Below are 19,524 nucleotides of genomic sequence, written 5' to 3'. Positions count from 1 at the left end.
AGGAAGAAAGTAAGTATTGTAACAAACTGTTTGTTACAATACTTACTTTCTTCCTTACTTACCTTTCTTCCTTTATTCCTTCCCATGGTAATCTACCTTTTCGTCGTAGTGGCGGTTTCTCGCGTTCTCCCTGGTCATAGCTCTAGTATAGCGTGCGGGCTGGAGTTTTGTCACGTTGTTTCCCGGACTTTTTTCCAACCCGCACTATTTATTCCTATGCGATCTTCTTGTTGGTCTTGATTCGTCCGTCCAAGCGCTTCCGCGTCTCGACCACATCCTCCAGCACGTCGAAGAACTCGTCCATGAAGAACTTGTGTGCCGTGATCATCTGGCCCACCTTGTCCTCGGAGTATCCCTTCGATGCGGCGTACTCTCGGACCAACTCTTCGTTGTCCGCGCGCAAGATCATAAGCACTGCGGCGTTCAATGCGATACCGACATCGATCTTCCGCGAGCCGATTTCCATCTTCCACCGCGCGATCGCCTGATCGAGCAGTACCAGATCGTACTCGCGCAGGCGAGTGGTCACCGTCTCGATGTTGTCGAGCTTGTCGACTGCGGCCATTGCCTTTTCCTTCCTCTGCCTTGGGGTTGCTATCTACAATAATAACGTAATTTTCCCTCAAATTCCATTCCTTCCACGGTTTCGTTACATTCTTTCTTTCCTTCCTTCTTTGGTGGTAAGTATGCGGCAGCGGCCCGGCGTGCTGCAAGGCGCGCCGGGCGGGGTCGCTATTGCTCGCGGCCGTGTTCGATCAAGTCGAACTGGGTTTCGCGGTAGCCGGCGGGGATGGTGTCGGCGACGGTGATCCGGTCGCGCGCCCACGTGCCAGCCAGGGCGGTGTTGCCGCTGGTGCGGTCCTCGCGGAAGATCCCGGCGCCCATGCCGGTACGTGCTTCCATCGTGAGCACTGGAAGCGGGTGGATCCGCTCGCCGTGCGCGTCCGCTGGAACGGCGTCCTTGTCGACGTAGCTGCGCTGGTCGTGGTTGATGACGTAGCGGCCGGTCGGGGCCGGAACCGGCTGCAACCGCGTTCGCATCCTGGCGCGCTGCGGGTCCGGCTCCGCGATCGCGGCCAGCACGACGCGCCGCGGTGGGACCGCTGCCGGGGCCTGCTGGGTGAGGGCGTAGAGGTTGCGGTCCTGGCCGGGTTCGTCGGCAGCGGCGTCACCGGCCCACACCACACGCGTGGGCTCGGTGAGCAGCTGCTCGACAGCGGTGACGAACAGCGAGCCGATCCAGGAGTGCTCGGCGAGCTTGCCGCCGGAGTCGTAGTCGTGGGGCTCCAGGTAGCCGGTGACGGCATCGGCGGCGGGGGCGAGCAGAACGGCCCTGAACAGTTGGCCCATGCGAATCTCCTCAGTCGAATGTGGTGTCGGGGTTCGGATTTTGTCGGGGCTCACCAGTAGCCGACGACGGGCATCCGCCGGACCACCCGGCCGTACCAGGCGCGCACGACCAGCCATCGAAAACCGATGTCGTCGGTGATCACCCGGTGTCGGCCGCCACGGGGCACCACTACCCCGACTCGGCCGGGTTCGCCGAAGCGGGGCTGCACGTAGACATACTTCTCGGTCATCGCTGGGTTCTCCTTGCATGTCTCGGTGGGGGGAGTGCGTTCAGAAGTAGCGGCGGCCGACGACATCGAGGCACAGGTTGCAGGCGATTTCGTAGAATCGCACGCCCTCGGCGGTGCGGCCGTCCTCGGCAATATGGGTGTTCATCACGCCGAGGGGCCGCGAGCAGCACTCGGTCTTGCCTTGGTAGCCCTCGCGAATTGTGTTGTCGTACATCGGATTTCCCTTTGGTTGAGCGGGTCAGTTTAAGTTGTTAAATGTCTAGGCTGTTTGACTCTTGAATGAGGAGGTCAGCCGCGGCGGACGCGACTGACGGGCAGCGTGGCGGGCCTCGGTGGCACGAACCTTGGCCTTGGCCAGGTTGCGGACGTGGTTGCGGCGGTAGAGCGCAATGCGCTTGCGCAGCTCCGGAATCGGCAGCACGACCGGCTTGTGGGTGTTTCGGGCGATCACTGCGGTGTCCCCGTCGTAGGCCACAGGGCCGATGCGCAAGCTCACCTCGGCGCCGGCGTTGTGCTCGGCGGCCTCGAGGCGGTCCAGCTCGGCCAGGGCCAGCTCGTAGATGGCGAGGCGATCCGCGGCGGTACGCAGCGTCAGCGGCATCGGGCCGAGCGGCCCCATCTGCACACCGAACCCGAAGTCGATGCGCGCGGCCTTCTTGGCGCTGCGGCGCGCCGGGCCCTTGCTGCCCTTGCGAGGGCGGCTGGCGGCCGGGAGCACGTAGGTGGCGATCAGAATGGCCACGCCCACGGCGAGCAGGAGCACCAGGAGGAACGTGGGGGCCACGCTGGCCGGGTACTGGGAGCTGGTGTTCATCGGGGGCCTTCCTGGTGGCTTCCGGTAGTCCGTCAGGCGATGCGGTTGAGTTCTTCGGCGATTTCGGCGATGCGCTCCGCGGCGCGGACCAGCTGCGCGTCGCGCTCGTCGGCGGCCACACTGCGCGCGGTGCGAGCCAGGGTGGTGCAGCGCGCCGCGTTGTGGACTACGGCGCTGGCCACCGGATAGCCGTCGCGGCGGATCAGGCCCCAGTACTCGCTCATGTCTCGGGTGTCGGATTCCTCGATGAGGGCGACGAGCTCGCGGCGGAGGGCTTCGTAGTCGGCGTTCCAGTTGCTGATCATGGTCTCGGTTCGCCTTCCGGTTGCGGGGTTCCTTCTACTTCTATATTAACAGTTTAAACTGTTAGACGTCTATAGTTTGTGGGTTTCGACCGTAAAATGCTGCGACCAGGGCAGATGTCAGACAGCGGCGGTGCGGTGGTCTTCGCAGTTGGGCACCCCATCGAATCCGGCGGCGTGCCAGCACGGATCGCAGACCACTGGCCGCGAAGGCATCGACGTCCGGACGGTGCCGGGAGATGCCGAGCACATCAGGCACGTCGGCCCCGCAACGGCGTCGAGCTCCGCCGCGCGCTGGTCCTTCTCGGCCTCGACCGCCGCAGGCGCCACCGCGTCGACGACGGGCTGCTCCGGCTCCGGTGCGATCGGATCCGATGGCACGGGCAGATCCAAGGCTGGGCGGTCCAGGCCGGGGCAGATGCAGCGCATCGGCGCGATCGGATCGCCTTCACCGAATGCGACGATCCAGCCGGTGTCGTGGCAGAGCCCGCACTCGCCACTGTGAGCCTTCTCGGCGGCTTTCTGGGCCGCTTCCTGGCGTTTCTGGGCGGCGATACGGGCCCGCTCGGCCTGGCGCTGCTGCTGTTCGAGCTCGTCGGAGCGCTGCAGCGCGCGGCGGCGCTCCCGGACGGCGGCCGCGGGCATCGCCGGGGTCTGCTCGGTCCAGTCCACGGCCGCCAGGAGCGCTCGCAGGAATCCGCCGGGGTTGGTGATCCGATCCGGCCAGCTGTAGCCCTGATCGGCCATGTAGCGGCTCAAACGGACCGCGATAGCGCGACCGGTCCACCAGGTGCTGTCGATGCCGGCATCGGCGATCAGATCCGCGACCCGGCCGATGTGCCAGCCAGGAAGCCGCACGTAGGAGCCCGATCCGGGCGTGCTGATCCACTGCTGCCGGTCTATGCCGGGGATGTGGTGGATGAGCTCGGCCGCCGTGAACTGCAGCTCCAGGGAACGCGGGCCGGTTTCCTTGCTCCTCCTGGATTTTTTCGACTTTTTTCCATCGCGCTCGCGCGCGCTTGGTGAGTAATTCGCTACAGAACAGATCTCTCTAACAGAGAGATCTGTAGTAGGTGGTCCCGGCTGCTGGTTCGCCGTCGTCGATGTGGTGTCGGTAGCGGCCGCTGTGTGCGCGGCACGGCTGAGCCGTCCCAGCGACGCGGACTTGCGGCGCGGGATGAGCGGGCGGGCGACGGCGGCGGCTTCGCGGGGGATCGTCAGTGCCCACACGCTCGCCGCGGCGATCTGCGCGCCACCGTGGTGCAGCCACGCGGCGGCCTGCTCGACCAGGGTCAGCTTGCGGCCGGTGACCAGCGAGCGGGCCAGGCCCAGGTCGCGCAGCACGTAGCGGCCGCGTCGCACAACCTTGACAGCAAGCCCGACCGTGTCGGAAACAGTCGCGTCGGAAACGGTGACACCACGACCGGTCAGCCCGTCCGCGCGCGCGGCGAGGTCGCCGGCGACGACCAGGACGGTGTCGGCGTTGGTGTGGTAGCGGGCGACCAGCTGCTGGCCGTGTTCGGTGGTCAGCAGGACGCGCACGGTCTCGATCCAGTGTTCCGGGCCGTGCCACACCGGCGTGGCGGCCTCGGCGCTGTCAGGGACCGGCAGCGACCAGCTGGCGCCACGCTGGGTGGCGTTGAGCTCGGCGATCGTCTCCTCGAGCACGGTCGCGTCGTCGTCGATACCAGCGCGGTGGCGAACTTTCTCAATCAGGAGCGTCGCGCCCGGGTGCGGACGTGCTTTACCATTGGACCTGCTTTGCAAGGAGCAGTCCTTTCTGAGGACACAAAAGAGGGACGCATCTGCGATTCGCAGGCGTCTTTTCGATGACGAAGGGCGGACGAGAAATCCGTCTTTCGAAAGCAGTTGGTGGGACTACATCGTGTGGTGGCGAGGTAGAGGTCACACCGTCTGCAGCAACGAGGGTGAAGTTAGGTGTTGGTCAGCAGCACCTCCTCCGGTCGGTGACGGAATGTCCTGGCGCACAACAGAGTCTGGCGGCAGCGGGGCAGACGGGTAACGGCCGTATGCCCCGCGCGCCGGACCGGTGCGCGGTCTATGAGATGGCCGCGGAGCGTACTCGACGCGACTGCTGATCGTTTTGCTCGGGGTGCCGGGTGGCACATCGTCTCTGGTGTCCTTCTGGTCAGAGCCGGATGCGACACGCCCTGTGAATTGACCCGGTCCGTTCGGACGATGTCCGAGCGGGGATGTATGGTCATACACGCAGGGCCCCTCATTTGAGGCCTCGCACCCAGCTTGGGTAACGGGAACCCCGGATCTCGCACGCGGCCAAACGTTCGGAGACCGGGGTTTCTTGCTGTCGAGCTTCGGCCGCTGAGCGGCCATTCCTTGTTCTCACCCCACCACAATCGCACCGGAAAAGCCGCTTGCGACACGCACACACACTGTGTGTGTGCCATCGGCGGATTGCCCGCATCGCCTCTGGTAAGGCTCTGGGAGCCGTTGTACCAGGCCCCAATCCGCATTTGAAAGTGAACACCCGGGCGGCACGGCACACCACTGCGCGCCGCGCCGCCACCGAGCTGCCGTCCTGGGCCATCCTGTGCATCCACCAAAGCGTCAGGCCGACTGATGGTTTGGACCGTGAGAAGCGCTGACGGTCCGAAATAGCGGAAACCGTCAGTGTTTATGACGGCTTCCGCTTCCGCCGCGTTGCTCGTCCGGGCCATCCTGTGTCTCCTACTTCCTCAGCTCGATGACGCGGCCGCCGCCGCGGTGCTCGTTGCGGATCTCGGCAGCAGCCTTCCGGATGCTTCCCACGGTCTGGTGCGACATCTGGGTCTCCGGCGCCTTCGCGATGCGGTTGTTCGCCGCACCTGCGTCGATCGCGGTGATGACCGCGGCCACCTCCTCGACCGTCTTGGTCTTGGCGATGCCGCGCGCCTTGACCGCCTCGGCGAGTTCGAACACCGGCGACATCCACTCCGGCAGCTGCTGGGCCGTCGCGGCCGCGGTGACGAGGGGAGCGCTGGTGCGGGCCGGTGCGGACGCCGGGCTGATCCGGGGAGACGTCAGCTGGTGCGGGGTGGTGCGGGTCCGCACTGCGGGCTTGGCCTCCGCCAGGGGCCGCTCGACGACCGGGGCCGATGCGTCGGTGCGCGCTTGGTCGTCGATGGTGTCGGTGTCGGCATCCGCCGCGCTGGTGTGCTCGTCGAAGGAGGCCTGCGCCGCGTCGGGCGGCTCGGTCACTGCGGGCCGCAGGCCAGCGTCGATGCTGGTGTCGGCGTTGTCGCTGGTCTCGGTGCCCGCACCAGAGCTCTGATCGGCGCTGTGGAGGCCGTCGTCGGCGTTGGTGGTGCGGGTTTCGGCGTCGATCGCGTCGCCGCTGGCTGCGGGGTGCGGGAAATCGGTGCGGGTCCGCACCAACGCCAGCTCAGCGGCCGAATCGGCCGTGTCGTGCGGGTTCACGGCCGCCGCGTCTTCCCGCACTGCGGGCGCAGGTGCGGGTGCGGGGCCCGCAGTGGTGCGGGCCGCTGCGGGGTCAACTGCGGGTGCGGGTGCAGGTGCGGGATCTGCTGCGGGTGCGGGCTGACCCGTGCCCGCAGTGGTGCGGGTTTCCAGGTGCGGGGTGCGGGTTTCCGCGTCGTCCCGCGCTGCGGGTGCGGGCTGCTCCAGTGCGGGTGCGGGGGAGAGGTCGACGCGCTCAGCGGTCCGGTGGTGGGTGACCGGCGCTGTGGGCGCGAAGGCGTCCATCGGCTCGAGGGACATCTGTGTCAGCTCGGCCAGGCGTGTGGCGATCTCGTCGGTCTCGGAGATGGTGTCGGCTACCACCGCGATCGCTTGGCCATAGTGCTTGGACACCCGGTCATGAGTCGCCAGCGCGACGCCCATCATGATCGGCGCGATCGCGTGCACGGCGACGCCGTAGACGTCGAGGTCCTTGTTGTCGCCCCAATGCAGATACGGGAAGGTGTTGAGCCCGACGGTCAGTGCCAGCAGGATGCCCTCGGTCACGTGGGTTTTCCAGACGTCCTTGTCATTGACGCGGATCCACTGGGCCGTGTCGCTGGTGGAGAGCATGATCGCGATCAGCACACCGCTGATCAGACCCTCCAGGGCGTAGGACAGCCAGAACAGCGGGTCACCCTTTCCGCCCGGGGCGATGTTGTTCTGCACGGTGAACGCGCTGTAGGCCATCGCGGCGATCATGACCCCGGTCAGGATGCGCAGCACCAGAGTGCGGCGCTTGTAAAGGTGCGCGAGAAGCGATTGCGGGCTGGTGGCACGCCGCGCTTCGTTGATGGCGCGCTGCGCCAGAAGCAGTTCCTCGGCCTCACGGTCAGCGAGCTTGGCCACCGTGTCACGGGTCCGCTTGGCTGCGGCCGCGGCCGAGTCCAGCCGGGCCTGCTGGTCTTTGAGCTCGTGGGAGCGCTTGGCCTCGGCCAAGGCCCGTTTCTCGGCCAGTTCCTGCTCGGACAGCGCTTCAACAAGCGCTGGGTCGTGCTGGTGGGCCAGTACCGCGCGCGCCTTCTGGACGCGGTGCTCCAACACGGCGGGCAGCTCGGACTTCTTCTTCGGCAAGGTGATCTTCATCGGGAGCATCCTCGGGACGAGATACGGGTGGGAGAGAAGCCTGGGCATGTTCACGATGCTCAGACCATCTTCAATATTCTAACAGTTTAGACTGTTTACAGTTAGTGTGATTCTACGCGGTAACCGATCAGAATCAGCCCCAAGGCCCACACGCAGTGCGCGCTGAAACAATCTCTGCCCCTTTCGAACCGAACGGTCCACCACACCGTCGCCGCAACACTCGGCGTGTCGGTAGTTGGCAGCGGTTAACAACCATCGACGAACTCGCCAGGGCAGCGGCTTGCACACGGGCTACTCGGCGACATAGAAGCTCCACTCACCGTCTTCAGCCACAACGTCGACCAAACCCTGCTGATGCAGAAACACCAGCTCCTTGATCCCAGCGAGCCCATCAGGCCCGAGTTTTTCCCGGACCTCGGCGGACAGAACTGCGTCCACACGCTCGCTGAACTCGCTGAACTCCGTACTCAGGGAGCATGTTCGAGCTGTGAGGGGTGCTGGCAAGGATCTGGTTGCGGCCATGAATTAACGATAAGCCAGAAGATGGGGACTTCGAAACCCCCGAATAAGGACATTTGGGGACATATTCGTTGCATACTAGAGATTGTGACGAACGTCCGACTCCGGGGTGCCATGGCTGCACAGAACTTCACCAAGAGCGCGCTGGCCGAGCAACTCGGTACCACCCCGAAGACGGTTGAGCGCTGGATCACCCAAGGGCGCCTCCCTCACCCCAGAATGCGCTACAAGATCGCTGCCGCGCTCGATCAGGACGAGACGTATCTGTGGCCGGAGCTGTTGGCGGGCAGCCGAACAAATGTCTCAATGTCTGAGCTGGTTCAGATCTGGCCTGCCCGCTCCGATGTTCCCCATGAAGTGTGGCGGGCGCTCATGCGCCAGGCATCTGAGAACATCCAGGTTCTCGTCTACGCGGGCGGATTCCTGGTTGAATCGCTCGATTTCGTCAACGTCGTTCGCACAAAGTCGGCAGCGGGAGCCGAGATTCGGATCCTCCTTGGAGACAGCGAGTGTGAGGCCGTCCGCCAGCGCGCACGCGAGGAAGGCCTGCCGTCTCTGCCACAACGGTGCCAGAGCACGCTTGAGTACCTGTGGGAGGTGCACGATCTCCCACGGGTGGATATCCGCATCCACCAAACACCGCTGTACAACAGCATTTTTCGGTTTGATGGTTCGATGCTGCTCAACACCCATGGCTATGGGGCGTATGCAGCGAAGTCGCCTGTTCAGCACTTGCAGCGCGTCCCAGGAGGGAAACTGTTCGACTACTACCTGAATTCGTTCGAAGCAGTGTGGGCCGTGGCGCGCCCGGCAGTACTGTGACCAAGATGGGACGGCGCATTGATTACCACCACGGTGACCCCGGTGCGCCGGCGGCCAACTCGGTCCGACCCAGCGCTGGCACATATGTGCGCCGCGAGGACGCAATCCTGCTCATTTGCCGCTCCGACAATGGCAATTGGTCCATGCCCGGCGGCGCACACGATCCTGGTGAATCACTCAGCCGTACGGCCATCCGCGAGACGCAGGAAGAAACCGGTGTAACTGTACGGCTTATCGGAATCATCGGGATCTTCACCGATCCTGACCACGTCATCCACTACACGAGCAACGACGAGGTTCGGCAGGAATTCACCATCATCTACCGAGCCGAACCCATAAGCGGAGAGCCAACCCCGAGCAGCGAAAGCACACGCGTCGAGTGGGTGCCTATCGATCGGATTCCGCATCTGCAGATGGATCCCAGCCAGCGTAAGCGGATCGACTGGGCGCTGCGCTCGGTCCAGCCCTACATTGACCCCGACACACGCTGAACGGCGCCTCGTAACAGAGGTTCAGCTCGGTCTATCGCAGTGCGGACAATGCTGCCTTCTTCGTACCGGTCCTTGATATCAGCAAGGCGTTGATCAATGGTCAACGTTCCGCCGGTCGGGCCGGTGGTCATATCCGCCCACCACACGAAATCGTTGGCGGCATCCAGATCGGCATCGCGGGGAACGGCGAACGCCTTGAACAACTGAGGATCGAGGCCGCGCACGTCGGCCTCTACCGTGGCGGCTGAGTGGAATGCCACAAGGCTGCACACGACAGGCGAGAACCCTTGTGACGCGAGCAGATTGGCACCGTCGATCGGATGGAAGCCTGTCACGGGGTATCCGTATCCAACATCATGAAGGAACGCTGCGGTGACTGTGTCCTCGCGCAAGTGCTCAGGCACGCGATGCGCGACGCTCCATACCTTGCGACCCACCTCCAGCGTGTGAGCCCGTCGAGCGCTCGTGAGCGGCGACAGCAGATCGGCGAAGGGGCCTGATTCCATGCGTGCCACGCTAGTCCTGCCAGCCTGGACACCTCCACAGCCACCAAAGTGACCCCGAATGTCCCCGATATTGGGTTAAAACATCCCCAGTATTGGCACCAAGACTATTCAGTCGGCAGACGGGTCTCGTGGATTCGGCGGTGTAGTTCGTCCAGGAGGCTGACCGCCGCGGAAAACGCCAGCACCGATTCGGCGGGAAGCGTGTACGCACTCACCTTGGACGTGATCGGATTCGGATAGCGGTAGGCCTGGATCAGTCGTCCATCCGGAAGTTGGTGAACGATGCCCGCGCGCCGGGCCGCCATGTTGAGAGATTGTGTGGCCGACCGGAGTACGGCGTCGCCGGTCAGGTCGACGAGCTTGTCGACGCTGGCGGATCCGCCTTCAGCGACCAGGGCCTGCACCAGCCGAAAGCCGCCAGGCGTCGACGTTCGCAGTATCTTCTCCGCCAGCGCTGTGGTCCATTCGATGCCATCAGCGATGGCCTCTGGATCGGGCGGTGAGTCGCCGGAATCAGAAGCAGCAGAGCCGTTTTCAAGGGACAGAGCCGCGGAGAGGCGATCAGCGAGGGCAACCTGCGCCGCCAGCAGCCCTAACTGAACTCGCAGTTCCGGCGACATCGCGCTCTCAGCCAATTCCGCGACCGCGATGTACAGCTGCTGGCGTGCGAACTCGAGATCATCGAAATCTGCGTGGCCCATGCCGATGACGGTATCCACGTGAGCACACTCCTGCGCGGCAACGCTCAGGTCAGCGGTCGATCAGGCATGCTGTGTCAGGCTGGCCGCTGCAGTGGGTGGAGGTTGGCGAGCGCTGCGGTGAGTGCTCGCTGGGCGTCTGCGCGACTGATGGGGGTGTCGTCCTCGTTGAGTGCGGCCAGTTCGATCGCGAGCCAGTCGCGGATGAGGTCAGACATGGACACTCCGCGGGTTTCGGCTTCGTGGCGGATTCGCTGGTCCATCTCAACGGGGATGCGAACGGCGCGGAGCACCGTGACGGGGGCGTCTGGTCCGGGCAGTTGCGGCACCGGCGCGTCGTCGTCGAAGGTCAGGCTGTCGAGGAACTCGTCGGCTTCCTCGGCGGTCTGCGGGTATTCGTCCCGTTTGGTCATCGTGGGCCTTCTTCCCATTGTTCGAACTCTGCCAATAGGTCACCGGTCACGGGCCGGACGCCGATGATCTGGTGGTCCCACTGCGTCACCGGCCGTACCACGATCGCCAGCACCTGGCCGGCCTCGGTCCGTCCGATGACCATCAAAGCGGGTAGGTCGCCCTTGCCTCGCACTGGACGCGGCCAGCGGCGGCCGGGACCGGTCAGTACCCGCATCACCTCGTGCGGCTCGACACCGAGCCTCTCGAGCGCTTCCAGTGCCCAAGAGGGCCACTCATACCCCACCAGCAGATTATACGTTTGTAAAACAGCTGGCTGGGCTCATTGATGAGCGAGCCGCGCCGATCAGTCAATAGAACCGGATCTATGAAGAGCCGACTGCGGCGGTGATGGTGATCTCCGGTGCAGGCGCGCCGGGTGATGGTGGGGGAGTCTCGATCTTGTCCACCACTGGCATGCTGTGGCCCCGACTGCGAGCCTCTGCAGCGACGCGCTTTCCCGGTTGGATGCTTCCGTCTCGCAGGGAGATCCAGCCATGCGTGGCGATCCATCGGGATTGTGCCGTCGCGTCATCGGCATCGAGGAATAACCGGAGACCGTGCTGGTCGGTGGCTGATTCGGCGATCTGTGCCCAATCCGGGCTGTGGCCGTGAATGGCTTGATGGACGCTGATGTAGGCGGCGGTGGAATAGCCGATGTCCTCGTGCGGAGCCTTTGAGATGTCGGCGCCGAGGTTGCGTCGGTGAAACCGCCGCCCGGTGCATAGGGAGCGTTCCCGGGTGTTGAACCCGATCCACCCCAATTTCCGCGCCATCCGGAAGATGGCTGGTCGGAAGTCCGGGCCGAGGTACGCCATGCCGGTCGCCTCGGTCCACCACTGCGCAACCTCGGGGGCGTCCGCAGCCTCGCTCCAGTGCGGGCCGGTGCCGTGCTCGCGCCAATGTACTGCCACCGCGTCGGCCAGCAGCCTGCTCAGAGCGCTCATGTCTTTGGTCGTGGCGATGACCTTCTTCGCACGCTGTTGCATGGCGAACCATTCCTGCGTTCTGGCCAGCTTCTTCGCGGACTTGGTGAGCGCCCCCTCAATGGGAACCGCCGCGTTCAGAACAGCACCAGGCGTGGGTGTCTGCCCAACTTTCAGTAGCCACATCACCTTTGCAGCGGAATCACTGTCCACGGCCGGCGGGATCAGGGGTTCTCGTTTCGCGAACCCGTACCGTGTCGGAAACATCGCGCGCGTCAGCAATATGGCTGCCCGCTGATCGCTGGCCAACTCAGTCGCAGCTAGCCAGCGCTCAGCCTCTTGATCGGTCGGTTCCACACCGTTCTTGACCTTTACCACGGTGGACACTGCTCAGCCTCCCCGAACACTTGAGTCACCGAATACCTTCGCAGCCATCGAGGATGGCATCCGAGTTCGCGCCAATCACTGATTCCTACAGGTGTGTCCCGCCCACGATTCGATCGACCGGAGTGGGCTGGCTGAGCCCACCGGAACTACGTGCCGCGTTCCAAGGCGAGGAAGCCGGGACTTTTGCGTACGTGAGTGAGGCTGGGGCGCAGTACCAGGCCTGAGTCGGTGACGTCTACGTTGGCCTCCTTGTACACCGTTGTCACCTCGGCGAGGCGCTTCTTGAAATCGCGTTTGAACTGGTAGTTGCCCTGTTTGGTGTCGGCCAGCTCGGATCCGAACTGGCCTTTGAGCGAGGCCCACGGCACGGTGGTCTGCTTCTTCAGCCGCGACATGCGGTAGGTCAGCCAGGTGTAGATATCGAGCCGCATCGGTGATTCGCGCAGCAGCATCAGCGCCTGCATGTCCACGGGCACCGGGCGTTCGACGACCTGCTCGAAGAATTCCGGTGACAACCGCACCATGGACTCCATCAGCGACGGCTGGTCATCTTCGGAGCCCGGTTTCCACCACAGGTCATATCCCGACGCCACCGACATCTGGGCGCCCAGCTGCCGGTTCTCGTCGCCGATGTACTCCACCGAGACCGTGGATCGGAAAAGGCGTTCCATCTGCTGCTTGGCGCGTGTGCCGTTGCCCTTCTTGCCGCCGGTGGGTAGTTCGTGATCCTTGATCAACCCGACTTTGCGCATGAACTCGGTCAGGCTCGCACCCAGCACCAGGTCCCGGCTTTTCGTGCGGACCGCTTCGGTGCTCATCCACGTCAGGACCAGCCGCGGGATGCTGCCGAACGGGTATCCGAGCGAGACGGCCTCGCCGTCCGGGCCGAAAATGACCCCGGGTCGCACGATGAGCTGGGTGTTGCCGTTGACCCGTCGCCACGCCGCCGGATTGTTCTTGGGTTCCTTGTACGGCAGGGAAGTTTGGGTGAACAGCCTGGCCAGATAACCGATTTCAGGCTCGGCATCCCACAGCTCGACCGCGGCGTTGAAGAAGTCCAGGTCGCTGCGTTTCTGCCGGGGCATGCGGGCCAGCCTGCCAGAGCACCGCGCCGTTGTAGCGGTACCACTCGCATACCTTGCCGACCGTGGCGGCCACAGCACCAGGAAACGCGCTCCGGCTCGCATACCTTGCCGACCCGAGACGGTTATCCACGCATACTTTGCCGACCGGCTTCGAAGCGGAGTTGTCCTCGCATACCTTGCCGACCAGTCCCCAATCTGGGGATCCGCCGCCGCTGCCAGCAAGTTATCCACGCATACGTTGCCGACCAGAGCGGCCGTGTTTTCCCAAGAGCGCTCGCATACCTTGCCGACCCACTCGCATACCTTGCCGACCGCGACCCTGTATCTGCGCAGGTGACACGCACAAAATCGCGTCCGCCTTTAGTTCTCTCCTATTAAGAACTTCCTCTAGTAGGCTGGCCATGGCTGTGAATGGATTCCAGCCCACACCACAGGAATTCTCACCCTGACCAGGGCAACTTCCGGTCACGCAGCAGTTTCAGCCCAAGTCCGGATCGCGCGCTTTCCCTGCCCTTCCCGTCTCGGTGTCTCGGGTTACGCGCCGCCGCCTTCTTCGCGTTCACGAAGTCGCCGCTCGGCCCGCTCGAAGAGAGCGCGCACTCGCCGCTCGGCCTCGGCGATTTCCTCAGCGGTCGGCTCGGCCTGGTCACCACCGCGGCGGCGGGCAGCATCCTCGGCCTGGTACCGGATCTCTTGTTCAGCTTCGGATTCCAGGGATCGGACCGCTTCCTCGACTCGCTCCCGAGCAGCCTCGACGGGGTGTGCGCGCTCCCACACAACCGCGTCCCGGACCCCGTCGGCCAGCAACCGAGACCGGCACGCCTTGGAGACCCATTCCGAGAAGTTCTCCCCAGCTGCCTGCTGTATCCGCGCGAATAAGACGTCGTCCATCTCGATGATTGCGGTTGCCATCAGCCCACAGTAGAAGCATCCCCGCGGCGGGATACAGGTATGAAGACCACCATTCATCTTCCCGACGATGGCGCCGCCGGCGCTGTCGTGGCGCTCGGCGTCGGGGTGCCGGATCCGACTGCGGCAGTGATGGTGATCTCCGGTGCAGGGGCGCCAGGTGCTGGGGGAGTCTCGATCTTGTCCACCACCGGCGCTACCACGTCGTAGACGGCCATGGCGAGCGCCTTCTCTTTAGCGGCCGCACCGCCGTGCCCGTTGTAGTCGAGGATCTGGAGGTAGTCGACCATCTGCGGGCCAGTCAACTCGACAGTCACCATGCCGTTCGGCTCTTCTGCCAGATTCTTCGGCTTGTCGATATTTCGCTGAGGGCCGAAGTTGTCGTCGTTGTGATTGGTGCGGGTCCACAGATCATTGGTCATGTGCAGCTTGAATACCGGCACGGTCGCAGCCTTGCGCTCGCGCTCGGGTTGTTCCTTCGGCGAGTCCGTTGTGCACGCGGCGGTCAAGGTTAAGGCCCCGACCGCCAGTATGACGGTGAGCATCCGGCGAATCGCCTTGCTGTTGCCGATCATTCTGAAACCCCCTTGCGCCCTTGGCCTCTACGACGGCCTCGATCTATTCAGGGTAAGTAACAACGCAGGCAGTCGAGGCGAAACCGGTTGCCTCGTAGGCGAATTGGTGTAAATTGCCTGGCCGATCCGGTGTCCGGCGGCGTCCGTGCCGGTCCAGGTCGAGGCCGCCGACACCGCTTGGCCAGCATCCGCCCCAGGGATTGCCACCACCGACCAGTCGTCGCCGCACCCGGTCCGAGTCCGCGGTTGCCCGCTTGACACTGGCTCCGGATCAAGGCGCGGTGTCGGTCTGACTTATATGATCCCGGTGTCGCCGCCAGGATTTGACGTCAGCGATTCGAGTCGGACACCCTTTGTCCCCCACGGGGGACAAAGCTCATCCGCGCGCAGTTGCTGCCCTCGGCCGAGAAGGGCTGGTCAGGCGAAAACGCCACGGCGACAAGGCATCGTGAAAGGACTCGCATCATGGCGGCGCGACCCACCGTTTTCGGCAATCACAAAGGTGGTGTCGGGAAAACGCAGGTACTCACTCTCACTGCCGCCGAGCTGGCCAAACGGCGCCGACACGGCGGGAAGCCCCGCCGGGTCCTGTGTATCGACCTTGACCCGCAAGGAAATCTCACCCGCCGGATGGGCTACCTCGAGGAACAGATCGAGCAGCGACCCAGCATGGCCGAAGTGATTCAGACCGCCTCACCCGAGGTCCTCCAAAGCTGCCTGCTGCCGTGCCAGTGGGAGGGCGACTGGGCCGACAACATCACGCTGGCCCCGTCACGCATCGAGCTGGAAAACCGGGTCCCCGAGGCCGGGATACCGGGATCGCATCTGCGGTTGCGGAAAGCCCTCACCCCTTTGCTCGATCACTACGACGATGTCCTCATCGACGCTGCCCCAACGCTCGGGCATCTGCTGCACCTCTCGCTCGCGTCCGTCGCCCCCAGCACGGACGGTCACGGGGTCAATGTCATCGCCGTCATGACACCCAACTACGACGGCCTGCGAGGTGTACGCCGCCTCGACGCCATGATCGGCGACCCGCACTATCAGCTCTCGCTGAACATGCGTGCCCGTTTCATCGGCGTGGTCATCAACCAAGTCCGCACCAACGTCCTCACCCACAAGCAGCGGACCGACGAAGCGATCACAACGTGGGGGAGCACCGTCTGGACACCGCACCTGCATCTGTCCGCCGGCGCCGAGCGTGCCGTCGAGTTTTCCGAGCCACCTCAAGCCGCCGACGACGCCAAATCCCGCATCGCCATGCAAATCGCCGCGGAGTCCTACGTCGACAACTACCTCGCCGCGATCGGCGAGCACCAGATCCAGGAAGTGACGAACTGATGGCACGTCGAGAGATCCCGAAAGTCGAAGGAACCACTGTCGTCCTCGAACGGGGAGTCTCCGGCGGAGCCAGCACCGCCGAGCACGTCGCGATCGGCCAACCGGTCGCGGCCTCTACGGCCGTCGCCGATATCCCCGAGCCCTACGAACAGCCCGACGCGACAGGTGAACTCACCGCCCAGGAGCGCAGTCACCTCGCTGCCTGCGAGGCTGCCTTGGACGTATTGCGGGTTGCGTTCTGGCGAGCCGGTAAGGCGCTCAAGGTCATCAACGGCGCGAAGTTGTACCGGGAAACTCACGAAACGTTCGAGGCGTACGTGGTGGACCGCTGGCAGATGCAGACCTCCCAGGCATACCGGCTCATCAGCGCCGCAGCCGTCGCCGAGCCCATCGCGTTGTCCCCCATGGGGGACAAAATCAACGAACGCCAAGTCCGGGAACTGCTTCCCTTGGCCAGCCAGCACGGTGACCAGGCCGCAGCGGAGCTGTATCTGACTCTGGCCCAGGAAACCACCAACGGCAGCGGCCCCAGGGTCACCGCGGATCTCGTGCAGAAGACCGTCGCCGCCACCGTCGCCGCCCTGCCACCCGGAACAGCATGGAACCGCGAAACCGTCACCGAGGTCGTGCGGACCATCCTCAAAATGACGACTGGTGAACCGCCCGCCGACCAAACCGGTGACTCGCCTTCATGGTTCGAGTCCGAAGGCCATCGGATCGCCACCCTCGCTGACAAAGTCGCCAAGCGCGCCCAGAAGCACCCGGACGAAGCACGCGCCTTCGCCGCCGCCCTCGTCCAGCACGCGCGCCGCATCGAGCAAGCCCTCAAGTAATGCGTGGCCTGTACTGGGTGCTGAGTGACTTGGCGGTGGCCTTTTCGCATCTGCGAGTGTGAATTACATGGCATTGGGGCCAGTAGGCCTATAGGCGTCGTAGACGCCCTCTACGTTGCGGAGCACGCGGAGCAGGTGGCTCAGGTGCTTCAGGTCGCCCATCTCGAAGGTGAACTTGCTGATCACGACCCGGTCACCGTTCGTGGCGACCGAGGCGGACAGGATATAGACCTGCTCGACGGTCAGCGCCTTGACTATGTCCAGCAGCAGGCCGGTGCGGTCCAGCGCCTCGATCTGAACGGCCACCAGGAATACCGAGGACGGTGATGGCGCCCATTCGACGTCGGTGATGCGTTCAACCTGATCCTGTAGCGATCCGGCGTTGGTGCATTCGGTGCGGTGCACACTGATCTCGCGGCCGCGTTTGACGAAGCCCATGATCTCGTCGCCCGGCACCGGCATGCAGCACTTCGCCAGCTTGGCGACCATGCCCCGCGCGCTCGGGATCAGCACGCCCGCGTCGCCGGTGACCCACTGCCTGCTTGGCGTCGTCGACGGGGTGGAGCGCTCGGCCAACTCGTTCTCCACATCACCGATGCCGCCGAGTTGGGCCACGAGTCGCTGCACGAGATGGTGCGCGGACACCTCGTTCACGCCGACGGCGGCGTAGAGCTCCGAGATGTCGGTGTAGTCGAACTCATGCACGACGGCGGTCATCGCGTCCACGTTCATCAACCGGTACAGCGGCAGCCCGACGCGGCGGACCTCACTTGTGATCGCTTCCTTACCTGCCTCCAGCGCCTCTTCGCGGCGTACCTTGGCAAACCACTGCCGAATCTTGGCCTTGGCGCGCGGAGAAACCACGAAGTTCTGCCAGTCACGACTGGGCCCGGCGTTCCCTGCGGTGGAGGTGAATACCTCGACGACCTCACCGCTTTCGAGCTGACGCTCCAGTGCAACCAGACGGCCATTGACCCGCGCGCCGATACAGCGATGCCCGACCTCGGTATGCACGGCATAAGCGAAATCGACCGGAGTCGACCTATACGGCAACGTGATCACATCACCCTTCGGGGTGAACACGAAGATCTCCGGCGACACCAGGTCGAAGCGCAACGACTCCAGGAACTCGGCCGGATCGGCGGCCTCCCGCTGCCAATCGAGCAGCTGCCGCATCCACGCCATATCGTCGACCTCGGTGGAATCGCTGGAATGCTTACCGCGGACTACCTTGTAGCGCCAGTGCGCGGCAATGCCGAATTCCGCGGTGCGATGCATGTCCTGAGTGCGGATCTGCACCTCCAGCGGCTTACCTTCGGGCCCGACAACCGTGGTATGCAGCGACTGGTAGCCATAGCGCGGCTGGGCGATGTAGTCCTTGAACCGGCCCGCCATCGGCTGCCACAGCGAATGCACCACACCGACCGCCGCATAGCAGTCGCGTACCTCATCGCACAGGATGCGGATGCCGACCAGGTCATGGATATCGTCGAAGTCCTTACCCTTGACGATCATCTTCTGATACATCGACCAGTAGTGCTGCGGGCGACCCTCGACCACCGCGGCGATGCGGCTCGCGCTCAGCGAGGTGACGATTCCGGCGCGCACCCGGGCCAGATAAGCGCCGCGCGCGGGGGCACGGGCGACGACCAAGCGGACGATCTCGTCGTATTTCTTCTGGTGCAGGATCGCAAAGGCCAGATCCTCGAGCTCCCATTTGACCGTCCCCACGCCGAGGCGATGGGCAAGCGGCGCAATGACTTCGAGGGTTTCCTTGGCCTGCTTGGCCTGCTTCTCCGGCGGCAGGAAACGTATGGTGCGCATGTTGTGCAGACGGTCGGCCACCTTGATCACCAGCACGCGCGGATCACGCGCCATCGCGATGATCATCTTGCGGATGGTCTCGGCCTCGGCGGCCGCGCCCAGGTTGACCTTGTCGAGTTCGGTGACGCCGTCGACCAGGTGCGCCACCTCGGAACCGAAGTCCTCGGTCAACTGCTCCAGCGAGTAGCCGGTGTAATTGACCGTGTCGTGCAGCAGCGCCGCCACCAGCGTGGTGGTGTCCATGCCGAGCTCGGCAAGGATGTTGGCGACCGCGAGCGGGTGGGTGATGTACGGGTCACTGGATTTGCGGAACTGATGCTTGTGCCGCTCGTCGGCGACGTCGAAGGCGCGCTGCAGCAGCGTCAGGTTCGCTTTCGGATACAGCTCGCGATGCACGCCGGCCAGCGGCTGCAGCACCGGCTCGACTGCGGCGATGCCACGCTGACCTCTTATCCGGCGCATAAAGCGAGCGCGCACGCTCTGGGGGGCGGAGGTCGACGCCGCCGCCGAAGCGCTGTCCAGCTGCTGTATCGGTGCCTGCTGGTGCAGGTCGGCAGCCTGCCGGTCATCCTCGATGAGTCGATGGAGGGCATCGAGGGCGTTGAGGGCGTCGGCTTCGCCGTGGCGGTGGCCGAGGGTGCGATAGAGCGTCTGCGCCTGCTTGTACAACTCGGCGGCCTGACCGTAATCCTCTCTGGTCTCGCGTACGCGGCCGAGGTTTTTAAGGGCGTCGGCTTCTCCGAGGCGGTAGTCGAGGGCTCGATAGAGGGTGAGTGCCTGCTGGTACAGGTCGGCAGCCTGCCCGTCATCCTTGGTATGCCGGCGGAGGTCGCCGAGGGCGTCGAGTGCGTCGGCTTCGCCGTGGCGGTGGCCGAGGGCGCGATACTGAGTCAGCGCCTGCA

At 64.3% G+C, this 19,524-nt stretch carries 22 protein-coding genes; 4 read left to right on the top strand and 18 right to left on the bottom strand.

Annotated features, from left to right (window positions below):
• Window positions 1–214: 214 nt before the first annotated feature.
• The 9 genes from NP3_RS36645 to NP3_RS48480 form a co-directional block, all read right to left on the bottom strand.
• Entirely contained in the window at window positions 215–565 is a 351-nt protein-coding gene (locus NP3_RS36645) for a hypothetical protein (protein ID WP_063046306.1), read from the bottom strand.
• A 167-nt stretch (window positions 566–732) separates the two neighbouring features.
• Window positions 733–1,350, bottom strand: a complete 618-nt coding sequence (locus tag NP3_RS36640; protein ID WP_063046305.1) for a hypothetical protein — start codon at window positions 1,348–1,350, stop codon at window positions 733–735.
• 50 nt (window positions 1,351–1,400) lie between these two features.
• Window positions 1,401–1,580, bottom strand: coding sequence for a hypothetical protein (locus tag NP3_RS36635; protein WP_063046304.1), 180 nt, complete (start codon window positions 1,578–1,580; stop codon window positions 1,401–1,403).
• A gap of 40 nt (window positions 1,581–1,620) precedes the next feature.
• A complete protein-coding gene (locus tag NP3_RS48490) occupies window positions 1,621–1,794 on the bottom strand; it encodes a hypothetical protein (protein WP_157124806.1) in 174 nt (57 codons plus the stop codon).
• A 45-nt stretch (window positions 1,795–1,839) separates the two neighbouring features.
• Window positions 1,840–2,394: a hypothetical protein gene (locus tag NP3_RS36630; protein ID WP_063046303.1), complete on the bottom strand. Its 555-nt coding sequence runs from the start codon at window positions 2,392–2,394 to the stop codon at window positions 1,840–1,842.
• A gap of 32 nt (window positions 2,395–2,426) precedes the next feature.
• Window positions 2,427–2,699, bottom strand: a complete 273-nt coding sequence (locus NP3_RS36625; protein ID WP_063046302.1) for a hypothetical protein — start codon at window positions 2,697–2,699, stop codon at window positions 2,427–2,429.
• A gap of 117 nt (window positions 2,700–2,816) precedes the next feature.
• Complete coding sequence (locus NP3_RS36620) at window positions 2,817–4,364, bottom strand: RING finger protein (protein WP_063046301.1); 1,548 nt, start codon at window positions 4,362–4,364, stop codon at window positions 2,817–2,819.
• Between the two features lie 1,038 nt (window positions 4,365–5,402).
• Window positions 5,403–7,256, bottom strand: coding sequence for a hypothetical protein (locus NP3_RS48485; RefSeq protein ID WP_063046300.1), 1,854 nt, complete (start codon window positions 7,254–7,256; stop codon window positions 5,403–5,405).
• A gap of 291 nt (window positions 7,257–7,547) precedes the next feature.
• Entirely contained in the window at window positions 7,548–7,694 is a 147-nt protein-coding gene (locus NP3_RS48480; protein WP_157124805.1) for a hypothetical protein, read from the bottom strand.
• A 195-nt stretch (window positions 7,695–7,889) separates the two neighbouring features.
• Between NP3_RS48480 and NP3_RS36605 the strand changes: the two genes are divergently transcribed.
• Together NP3_RS36605 and NP3_RS36600 are read left to right on the top strand one after the other, a co-directional pair.
• On the top strand, window positions 7,890–8,597 hold the full coding sequence (locus tag NP3_RS36605) for a helix-turn-helix domain-containing protein (protein ID WP_084509471.1): 708 nt from the start codon (window positions 7,890–7,892) through the stop codon (window positions 8,595–8,597).
• Between the two features lie 5 nt (window positions 8,598–8,602).
• Window positions 8,603–9,088 (top strand): NUDIX hydrolase, encoded by a 486-nt coding sequence (locus tag NP3_RS36600; RefSeq protein WP_063046307.1) that lies wholly within the window; start codon window positions 8,603–8,605, stop codon window positions 9,086–9,088.
• On the opposite strand, the gene NP3_RS36595 is transcribed toward NP3_RS36600, so the two are convergent.
• The 8 genes from NP3_RS36595 to NP3_RS36560 form a co-directional block, all read right to left on the bottom strand.
• Window positions 9,064–9,594 carry an HD domain-containing protein gene (locus NP3_RS36595; protein WP_063046297.1) on the bottom strand — a complete coding sequence of 177 codons (531 nt, stop codon included), beginning with the start codon at window positions 9,592–9,594 and terminating at the stop codon, window positions 9,064–9,066. The genes NP3_RS36600 and NP3_RS36595 overlap by 25 nt on opposite strands.
• A 104-nt stretch (window positions 9,595–9,698) precedes the next feature.
• Window positions 9,699–10,313 (bottom strand): hypothetical protein, encoded by a 615-nt coding sequence (locus tag NP3_RS36590; RefSeq protein WP_063046296.1) that lies wholly within the window; start codon window positions 10,311–10,313, stop codon window positions 9,699–9,701.
• 56 nt (window positions 10,314–10,369) lie between these two features.
• Window positions 10,370–10,705, bottom strand: a complete 336-nt coding sequence (locus tag NP3_RS36585) for a ribbon-helix-helix protein, CopG family (RefSeq protein WP_063046295.1) — start codon at window positions 10,703–10,705, stop codon at window positions 10,370–10,372.
• The gene (locus NP3_RS36580; RefSeq protein WP_063825017.1) at window positions 10,702–10,989 is read right to left on the bottom strand and encodes a hypothetical protein; all 288 of its coding nucleotides are present in this window, start codon (window positions 10,987–10,989) and stop codon (window positions 10,702–10,704) included. Before NP3_RS36580 ends, NP3_RS36585 begins: the two co-directional genes overlap by 4 nt.
• Window positions 10,990–11,068: 79 nt before the next feature.
• Window positions 11,069–12,055, bottom strand: a complete 987-nt coding sequence (locus NP3_RS36575; RefSeq protein ID WP_063046293.1) for a hypothetical protein — start codon at window positions 12,053–12,055, stop codon at window positions 11,069–11,071.
• A gap of 146 nt (window positions 12,056–12,201) precedes the next feature.
• Window positions 12,202–13,140 carry a replication protein RepA gene (locus NP3_RS36570; protein WP_063046292.1) on the bottom strand — a complete coding sequence of 313 codons (939 nt, stop codon included), beginning with the start codon at window positions 13,138–13,140 and terminating at the stop codon, window positions 12,202–12,204.
• A gap of 534 nt (window positions 13,141–13,674) precedes the next feature.
• Complete coding sequence (locus tag NP3_RS36565) at window positions 13,675–14,052, bottom strand: hypothetical protein (RefSeq protein ID WP_157124803.1); 378 nt, start codon at window positions 14,050–14,052, stop codon at window positions 13,675–13,677.
• 53 nt (window positions 14,053–14,105) lie between these two features.
• Entirely contained in the window at window positions 14,106–14,624 is a 519-nt protein-coding gene (locus NP3_RS36560) for a hypothetical protein (protein ID WP_063046290.1), read from the bottom strand.
• A 465-nt stretch (window positions 14,625–15,089) separates the two neighbouring features.
• On the opposite strand from NP3_RS36560, the gene NP3_RS36555 reads away from it, so the two are divergent.
• On the top strand, window positions 15,090–15,965 hold the full coding sequence (locus NP3_RS36555; protein ID WP_063046289.1) for a ParA family protein: 876 nt from the start codon (window positions 15,090–15,092) through the stop codon (window positions 15,963–15,965).
• Window positions 15,965–16,798, top strand: a complete 834-nt coding sequence (locus NP3_RS48475) for a hypothetical protein (RefSeq protein ID WP_063046288.1) — start codon at window positions 15,965–15,967, stop codon at window positions 16,796–16,798. Before NP3_RS36555 ends, NP3_RS48475 begins: the two co-directional genes overlap by 1 nt.
• 63 nt (window positions 16,799–16,861) lie before the next feature.
• Here NP3_RS48475 and NP3_RS36545 read toward each other — a convergent pair whose 3' ends face one another.
• Entirely contained in the window at window positions 16,862–19,516 is a 2,655-nt protein-coding gene (locus NP3_RS36545) for a RelA/SpoT family protein (RefSeq protein WP_373864808.1), read from the bottom strand.
• Window positions 19,517–19,524 lie beyond the last annotated feature (8 nt).

Origin of the sequence: Nocardia pseudovaccinii NBRC 100343 (assembly GCF_001613225.1) — a bacterium.
GTDB lineage: Bacteria > Actinomycetota > Actinomycetes > Mycobacteriales > Mycobacteriaceae > Nocardia > Nocardia pseudovaccinii.
The sequence above is the reverse complement of the archived record's forward strand: the minus strand, read 5'-3'. Positions and strand labels throughout refer to the sequence as shown.

What these genes read in the sequence shown, in the direction of transcription:
- NP3_RS36645 (WP_063046306.1), bottom strand. Translation starts at nt 565, where the DNA reads ATGGCCGCAGTCGACAAGCTCGACAACATCGAGACGGTGACCACTCGC.
- NP3_RS36640 (WP_063046305.1), bottom strand. Translation starts at nt 1,350, where the DNA reads ATGGGCCAACTGTTCAGGGCCGTTCTGCTCGCCCCCGCCGCCGATGCC.
- NP3_RS36635 (WP_063046304.1), bottom strand. Translation starts at nt 1,580, where the DNA reads ATGACCGAGAAGTATGTCTACGTGCAGCCCCGCTTCGGCGAACCCGGC.
- NP3_RS48490 (WP_157124806.1), bottom strand. Translation starts at nt 1,794, where the DNA reads ATGTACGACAACACAATTCGCGAGGGCTACCAAGGCAAGACCGAGTGC.
- NP3_RS36630 (WP_063046303.1), bottom strand. Translation starts at nt 2,394, where the DNA reads ATGAACACCAGCTCCCAGTACCCGGCCAGCGTGGCCCCCACGTTCCTC.
- NP3_RS36625 (WP_063046302.1), bottom strand. Translation starts at nt 2,699, where the DNA reads ATGATCAGCAACTGGAACGCCGACTACGAAGCCCTCCGCCGCGAGCTC.
- NP3_RS48485 (WP_063046300.1), bottom strand. Translation starts at nt 7,256, where the DNA reads ATGAAGATCACCTTGCCGAAGAAGAAGTCCGAGCTGCCCGCCGTGTTG.
- NP3_RS36605 (WP_084509471.1), top strand. Translation starts at nt 7,890, where the DNA reads ATGGCTGCACAGAACTTCACCAAGAGCGCGCTGGCCGAGCAACTCGGT.
- NP3_RS36600 (WP_063046307.1), top strand. Translation starts at nt 8,603, where the DNA reads ATGGGACGGCGCATTGATTACCACCACGGTGACCCCGGTGCGCCGGCG.
- NP3_RS36595 (WP_063046297.1), bottom strand. Translation starts at nt 9,594, where the DNA reads ATGGAATCAGGCCCCTTCGCCGATCTGCTGTCGCCGCTCACGAGCGCT.
- NP3_RS36585 (WP_063046295.1), bottom strand. Translation starts at nt 10,705, where the DNA reads ATGACCAAACGGGACGAATACCCGCAGACCGCCGAGGAAGCCGACGAG.
- NP3_RS36570 (WP_063046292.1), bottom strand. Translation starts at nt 13,140, where the DNA reads ATGCCCCGGCAGAAACGCAGCGACCTGGACTTCTTCAACGCCGCGGTC.
- NP3_RS36565 (WP_157124803.1), bottom strand. Translation starts at nt 14,052, where the DNA reads ATGGCAACCGCAATCATCGAGATGGACGACGTCTTATTCGCGCGGATA.
- NP3_RS36560 (WP_063046290.1), bottom strand. Translation starts at nt 14,624, where the DNA reads ATGATCGGCAACAGCAAGGCGATTCGCCGGATGCTCACCGTCATACTG.
- NP3_RS36555 (WP_063046289.1), top strand. Translation starts at nt 15,090, where the DNA reads ATGGCGGCGCGACCCACCGTTTTCGGCAATCACAAAGGTGGTGTCGGG.
- NP3_RS48475 (WP_063046288.1), top strand. Translation starts at nt 15,965, where the DNA reads ATGGCACGTCGAGAGATCCCGAAAGTCGAAGGAACCACTGTCGTCCTC.